Source organism: Megamonas sp. Calf98-2 (assembly GCF_900110235.1).
In the GTDB taxonomy this organism is placed as follows: domain Bacteria; phylum Bacillota; class Negativicutes; order Selenomonadales; family Selenomonadaceae; genus Megamonas; species Megamonas funiformis.
Map to the genome: position 1 here is coordinate 46,800 of NZ_FOCY01000018.1, position 6,000 is coordinate 52,799.

Genomic DNA, 6,000 nt, shown 5'->3' on the forward strand with positions numbered 1-6,000 from the left:
TTATTTTTATTAAATAGTGTAGATAAAATAGATAGGTAGATTTTTTTACCTATCTATTTTTATATATGCAAGAATTTATTAGAAAATAAATGGATAAAATTTATATATGGAGAAGATAAATAATGAAAATATTAGTAACTGGTGGAGCAGGATTTATTGGTAGTAATTTTGTTTATTATGAATTAGATAATTATCCAAGTGATGAAGTAATCTGTTTAGATAAACTCACTTATGCTGGTAATTTAGAAACATTAGAAATAGCAATGAAAAATCCTAAATTTAAATTTGTTAAAGGCGATATTGCTGATAGAATTTTTGTTGATGAATTATTTGCAAGTGAAAAACCTGATGTTGTAGTGAATTTTGCAGCAGAATCTCATGTGGATAGATCTATTGAAAATCCAGAAATCTTTTTACAGACGAATGTAATCGGTACAAGTGTACTTATGGATGCTTGTCGTAAATATGGTAATATTCGCTATCATCAAGTATCTACAGATGAAGTTTATGGAGATTTACCACTTGATAGACCAGATTTATTCTTTAAAGAAACAACACCACTTCATACTTCTAGTCCATATTCAGCTTCAAAAGCTTCAGCAGATTTATTAGTGCAAGCATATTATCGTACTTATAAATTACCTGTGACTATTTCTCGTTGTTCAAATAACTATGGACCATATCACTTTCCTGAAAAATTAATTCCACTCATGATAGCAAATGCTTTAAATGATAAAAAATTACCTGTATATGGTAAAGGTGAGAATGTACGTGATTGGCTCTATGTAGAAGATCATTGCTCTGCTATAGATTTGATTATTCGCAAAGGGAAAATTGGCGAAGTATATAATATTGGTGGTCATAATGAACGCACTAATTTAGAAGTTGTAAAAACAATTATTAAAGAACTAGGTAAAAGTGAAGATTTAATTGAATTTGTAACCGATAGACCAGGTCATGATCGTAGATATGCTATTGATCCTACAAAAATTCATAATGAACTTGGTTGGCTTCCTGCTACTAAGTTTGATGATGGCATTAAGAAAACTATTGATTGGTATTTAACACATAAATCTTGGTGGGAAAAAATAATTAGTGGTGAATACAAAGATTATTATTTTAGAATGTATAATAATAGATAGAAAAAACCGCAAAGAAGATATTTTCTTTGCGGTTTTCTTTTAGTATAGTTTATACATAGTAAATATTGCAATCAAGTATCATATCATCTATTTGCTTATGATCTGTGTATTGCCATATCTTACAAATGCGATTAGGATATTCTAGTTTAAAGCTGTTTTCATGGTAATATTGAGCAGACTAGATGGGAATATAATCTGCAAGTAGATTTAAGTCAATGATATTGGTGAGCCAATTATAGGAACTATATAGACCTACATAATTATAATCTAGTTCGTTTAGTTGATTGATGAAATTGCCAATCATATAAGCTACATTGATATTGTTTTTGAGTATAGATTTATCTTCTGCATCATACCAGATACCAAGTGGTGGATTTTGTCCATTGAGATATGTTTTGATTTGTTTATCTACCCAATTAGCTTCTGCTATAGCTTTATCAATTGTTGAAGCATGAGCATAATAATATATGCCATAGGGCAGATTATAAGTTACAGCATTATTTACATGTGAGATAAACATTTCATCTAGATGAGTGTATTCACCTATTTTGATAATAACGCCTTGAATATTATTTGCTTTTAGTTTTTGCCAATTGAGTTTTTCTTGCCAAGCTGAGATATCTACTACTTGAAAATTTTGCATAAGTAATCACTCCTTTAATGATTTACTTGCAGTTTAAAGGAAGAAATTAAACCTTTTAAGCAAATTTGGGAAAATTTTTGTTATTTTTATAAAAATTTACGATATGTCGAATACATTTTATTTTTATAAGAGTATAATATAGTTAATTTAAGAAAAAGCGAGATGATTATAATGCTACTTATAAAGGCAGTAGATTATAGGATTTTGGAATTGTGTAAGGCTTATAATTTGAGCATAAATGGCTTGGCAAATAAAGCAGGAATGCCACCTTCAACTGTGGCTAGCTTATTAAGTGAAAAAAGTCGTAATCCTACAGAAGATACTATTTTTAAAATTTGTATTGGTTTTGGTATGAGAATGGATAAATTTTACGCCTCAAATTTATTTGACCTTAAAAATATAAGTTTAGAAAATACTTCGCAGAAAATATATAAAGTTTAAATTCATAACTGCACATATAGCGAAAGGCAAACTATTATGTTTTTGGATAATAGTTTGCCTTTTTTACTTGCTAAGAAAAAATTTTTGATTTAGGGGTTGATTTTTGCAATCTAAGTTGCAAGTAAATAAGTGTAAGGAGTTGATAAGATGAATAAAAAACGGCGGCAAAAGATGTTATCAATTAAAGCTATGATGTATTTTTAAATTTTAAAATTAAGGAGTGATTTTTTATGGCAGATACACGTAAATTAACAATGGTATTTACTTTAGATAATGGAGACGATTTTAAATATAATTTGGCAGCTCCTAAAGATGAATTGACAAAGAGTGAAGTCGATGTGGTTATGCAGAAAATGATTGATACACAGGCTATTATCAAAAATAATCATAAAGCAACAGCGATTAAAGAAGCATATATCACAACTACTACACAAGATGTTTTAGCTTAAGTTTAATTTATAATTTTATAGTTCATTAGGAGGAATGTATTATGGCAGTTAAGAAAAACGCAGAATGTGAAATCATTATTAAAGTGGAAACAGGTACTACTTCTACAGGTAAAGCTAGCTATAGCAGTCGTAGTTTCGGTTATATCAATCCTTCTTTAGCAGAAGATGATATTTTAGATATCGGTCAAAAAATAGCGGGCTTACAAAAATATAATTTAGGTAGTGTAAATCGTCAGGACACAGCAGAAATCGCTGCAGAATAAGGAAAAAGGGGTGCGTGTCACCCCTTTTTCTTTTAAATTATTCTCTTGATGATAGAAAGAAGACGATTAGATGGAAAGACTATTAATAAAAGCTAAAGCTGGAGATAATTATGCTATACAGTTATTATTAAATAAGTATAAGAATTTATTAAATAGTGCTTCTAGACAACATCATTTAATATCTATTCAAGAAGAGGCGTATGAAGAAGCCGTGATTAGTTTTTATCAGGCAATTAAAGATTTTAATGAGTCTTTAGGTGTGCCTTTTGCCGGTTATGCTAAAGTAAAAGTATATCAAGGTGTGCATACTTTATTTCGTAGATATCTGCGTATTTGGCAAAATGAAGTGTCATTATCTGCTCAAATGAATACAGATGATGATGATGAAATAAAAGAATTTGGGGATTTATTGGCAGTAGATGAGGATTTAGCTGATAGTATTTCTTCTAGATTAGATATAATGAAGTTTATTCATCAATTGCCACCTAAACAATATAAAGTTTTTATTTTGGTAGTATTTAAAGGATTAAAATATAAACAAGTAGCAAAACTATTGCATATATCTGTACAAGCTGTAAGCAAAAATTATCGTAAAGCATTAGCTTTTATTAATAAATCTCTAGAGAAATAAAGAATTAAGGTGATAATATGGAATATATTTTTACGTATATAGCAAATTATGGTTTTCCTATGGTAGTAGCAAGTTTTTTGTTATTTCGCATGGATAAACACTTGGCTAATTTAGAAGAAGGTATAAGACATATGAATGAAACTTTAGCTAAACAGGTCAATCATTAATAAAAATAGAGATTTTCTTCATGATAGATCGAATAAATAATTTCATGAAGAAAATCTTTTTTTATGCTATAATAAAATTTGATTGTATAAAATTGTCACAATTTAAAGTATTTTATTTATTTGAGTAGATTATAGGGAGTAGATTGTTATGAAACGGATTCGCAAAGCTGTTATACCTGCTGCTGGTTTTGGTACTCGTTTTTTGCCAGCGACAAAAGCAACACCTAAAGAAATGTTACCAATAGTAGATAAACCTACTATTCAGTACATAGTGGAAGAAGCTATTGCTAGCGGTATTGAAGATATTTTGATCATCAGTGGTCATGCTAAACGTGCAATTGAAGACCATTTTGATAGCGCGCCAATTTTAGAAGCTGAATTAAAAGCTAAAGGTAAAACTAAATTATTGGAAATGGTACAGGAAACATCAGAAATCAATGTACATTACATTCGCCAAAAACATATGCGTGGTTTAGGTGATGCTATTTTATGTGCTAGAGCATTCATTGATAATGAACCATTTGCTGTATTATTAGGTGATGATATAGTTTATAATCCTGAAATGCCAGCTTTAAAACAATTGATGGATATGTACACACAAACAGGTGCTACTATTTTAGGTTGTCAACAAGTGCCAAAAGAAAAAGTTTCTTCTTATGGTATTGTAGCAGGCGTGCCAACTATCAATGAGCAATTGATGAAAGTCAATGATATGATTGAAAAACCAAGCATTGAAGAAGCTCCAAGTCAAATGGCAGTGCTTGGTAGATATATCATCACTCCAGATGTATTTGAAGTATTACAAAATACTAAGCCAGGTAAAGGTGGAGAAATACAGTTAACAGATGCACTCAAAGTTATGGCAAAACGTGAAAATGTTTATGCTTATAATTTCACTGGCAAACGCTATGATGTAGGCGATAAATTAGGCTTTTTAAAAGCTACAGTAGAATTTGCTCTCCGTCGTGATGATTTATCTGGAGACTTTGCGGAATACCTCAAAACAATTGTAAAGGATTTATAATAAGAATTATAATAAAAAAGGTGATACTTTTAGTATCACCTTTTATTTTATCTATATTAAATTTATGATTAATTTTCTGGAATAGTTAGATTATCTTTAATTTGCGATACTTCGCTATTGATATCTAACATTATAGGAGCTTCAATAGCATAAATGCGATTTAAATTATTTACAATATCTTTATGTTCATTTTGATTGTAAGTTCCTTCATTGATGATTACAATACTTTGACGAACAGTTTCATTTAATTTATAACTATAAACACGAGTTTTTTCCAAAATATTATAAACTAATGTATAATTGTTTTGTGATAATTCACTTGGCGGTAAAGCATCTTGTAGTGAATTATTAAAAGCATTTGTTTCATCATATAATCTTTGCAATTGACTTAAAGCTTCAGTTGCAGATATGGATTGATTTTCATAATTAGAAATGATTTTGTGATAAACTGTAGCAAATCTATCTAGCTGATTGATATCTTCTTTATAATCATTGTACCATGTTATAAAATAAGGTTGTTCATTTAAAATAGCCAAACGTTGCTCAGTAGAGATAGAATTTGAAGAAGATGGTATCACTAAAGAACTATAGACAGCTACAAAACAAAGTAAAATAATGCCACAAGGAATAATAAATATTCTCTTTGTAGGGTATTTTCTATCAGCTAAATAACTAGCAATAATGATAATAATCATAACAGCAATAGCTAGTAAAATATTCATAAAAAATTTTTTCCTCCTTATAGTAATGTTCATTTTTCTTTTATTAAAAGAAAAATAAATCAAAAAGAAAATATTTTGAGATATTGATTTTATTTTTATTAGTAATATAAAGGTGATTATAAAATTTTATCTATGGTGTTGTTTGTTTACTACAAAAGAGATGAACATATATATAGATGCTATTTAGATTTACTTTTCTTTCATGAGCAAGAAAAGTAACAAAAGAACTCTACCTCCCGATATCAATTTTACTTTGTCAATTATAAAATTATGTCTATAACGCTCTAAACTCGCGTTGCTCAAACAGTAGAGCTAAAACCATAGCCATAATTTTATCCTTGCCAATAGCCTACGGCTACCGTAAAATTCGCTAACGTGAGGGAGATTTGGTTATTATTTTTAGTTACAAATAATATGTTATTTCTTCCGCATTATAAAATTTAGCGGTAATCGCATGATTATTGAAAAAAATTATCATTGAATACGGTTTTTGCTTAACTGTTTGAGCGGAGCGAGTT

Annotated in this window: 9 protein-coding genes; 7 read left to right on the top strand and 2 right to left on the bottom strand. The window is 29.1% G+C overall.

Features of this window, described 5'->3' with window-relative positions; all coding sequences use genetic code 11:
* Positions 1-122: 122 nt before the first annotated feature.
* Positions 123-1,142: a dTDP-glucose 4,6-dehydratase gene (rfbB, locus tag BMX03_RS06870; protein WP_091694554.1), complete on the top strand. Its 1,020-nt coding sequence runs from the start codon at positions 123-125 to the stop codon at positions 1,140-1,142.
* Positions 1,143-1,320: 178 nt separating this feature from the next.
* Here rfbB and BMX03_RS06875 read toward each other — a convergent pair whose 3' ends face one another.
* Positions 1,321-1,785, bottom strand: coding sequence for a GH25 family lysozyme (locus BMX03_RS06875; RefSeq protein WP_255361437.1), 465 nt, complete (start codon positions 1,783-1,785; stop codon positions 1,321-1,323).
* Between the two features lie 204 nt (positions 1,786-1,989).
* Here BMX03_RS06875 and BMX03_RS06880 point away from each other — a divergent pair, with 204 nt between their 5' ends.
* The 6 genes from BMX03_RS06880 (at position 1,990) to galU (ending at position 4,760) form a co-directional block, all read left to right on the top strand.
* Positions 1,990-2,226 carry a helix-turn-helix domain-containing protein gene (locus BMX03_RS06880; protein WP_255361438.1) on the top strand — a complete coding sequence of 79 codons (237 nt, stop codon included), beginning with the start codon at positions 1,990-1,992 and terminating at the stop codon, positions 2,224-2,226.
* A 230-nt stretch (positions 2,227-2,456) separates the two neighbouring features.
* Positions 2,457-2,675, top strand: coding sequence for a DUF2922 domain-containing protein (locus BMX03_RS06885; protein ID WP_015561739.1), 219 nt, complete (start codon positions 2,457-2,459; stop codon positions 2,673-2,675).
* Between the two features lie 41 nt (positions 2,676-2,716).
* Positions 2,717-2,938, top strand: coding sequence for a DUF1659 domain-containing protein (locus BMX03_RS06890; protein ID WP_008539592.1), 222 nt, complete (start codon positions 2,717-2,719; stop codon positions 2,936-2,938).
* A gap of 70 nt (positions 2,939-3,008) precedes the next feature.
* Positions 3,009-3,569, top strand: coding sequence for a sigma-70 family RNA polymerase sigma factor (locus BMX03_RS06895; protein ID WP_091694557.1), 561 nt, complete (start codon positions 3,009-3,011; stop codon positions 3,567-3,569).
* Between the two features lie 17 nt (positions 3,570-3,586).
* Positions 3,587-3,736 carry a YvrJ family protein gene (locus BMX03_RS06900; protein ID WP_008539595.1) on the top strand — a complete coding sequence of 50 codons (150 nt, stop codon included), beginning with the start codon at positions 3,587-3,589 and terminating at the stop codon, positions 3,734-3,736.
* Positions 3,737-3,884: 148 nt separating this feature from the next.
* Complete coding sequence (gene galU, locus BMX03_RS06905) at positions 3,885-4,760, top strand: UTP--glucose-1-phosphate uridylyltransferase GalU (RefSeq protein ID WP_015561736.1); 876 nt, start codon at positions 3,885-3,887, stop codon at positions 4,758-4,760.
* Between the two features lie 68 nt (positions 4,761-4,828).
* Here the strand turns inward: galU and BMX03_RS06910 are convergent, their stop codons facing one another.
* Positions 4,829-5,482 (bottom strand): hypothetical protein, encoded by a 654-nt coding sequence (locus BMX03_RS06910; protein WP_091694560.1) that lies wholly within the window; start codon positions 5,480-5,482, stop codon positions 4,829-4,831.
* Positions 5,483-6,000: the final 518 nt, after the last annotated feature.

What these genes read in the sequence shown, in the direction of transcription:
- rfbB (WP_091694554.1), top strand. Translation starts at nt 123, where the DNA reads ATGAAAATATTAGTAACTGGTGGAGCAGGATTTATTGGTAGTAATTTT.
- BMX03_RS06875 (WP_255361437.1), bottom strand. Translation starts at nt 1,785, where the DNA reads ATGCAAAATTTTCAAGTAGTAGATATCTCAGCTTGGCAAGAAAAACTC.
- BMX03_RS06885 (WP_015561739.1), top strand. Translation starts at nt 2,457, where the DNA reads ATGGCAGATACACGTAAATTAACAATGGTATTTACTTTAGATAATGGA.
- BMX03_RS06890 (WP_008539592.1), top strand. Translation starts at nt 2,717, where the DNA reads ATGGCAGTTAAGAAAAACGCAGAATGTGAAATCATTATTAAAGTGGAA.
- BMX03_RS06895 (WP_091694557.1), top strand. Translation starts at nt 3,009, where the DNA reads ATGGAAAGACTATTAATAAAAGCTAAAGCTGGAGATAATTATGCTATA.
- BMX03_RS06900 (WP_008539595.1), top strand. Translation starts at nt 3,587, where the DNA reads ATGGAATATATTTTTACGTATATAGCAAATTATGGTTTTCCTATGGTA.
- galU (WP_015561736.1), top strand. Translation starts at nt 3,885, where the DNA reads ATGAAACGGATTCGCAAAGCTGTTATACCTGCTGCTGGTTTTGGTACT.
- BMX03_RS06910 (WP_091694560.1), bottom strand. Translation starts at nt 5,482, where the DNA reads ATGAATATTTTACTAGCTATTGCTGTTATGATTATTATCATTATTGCT.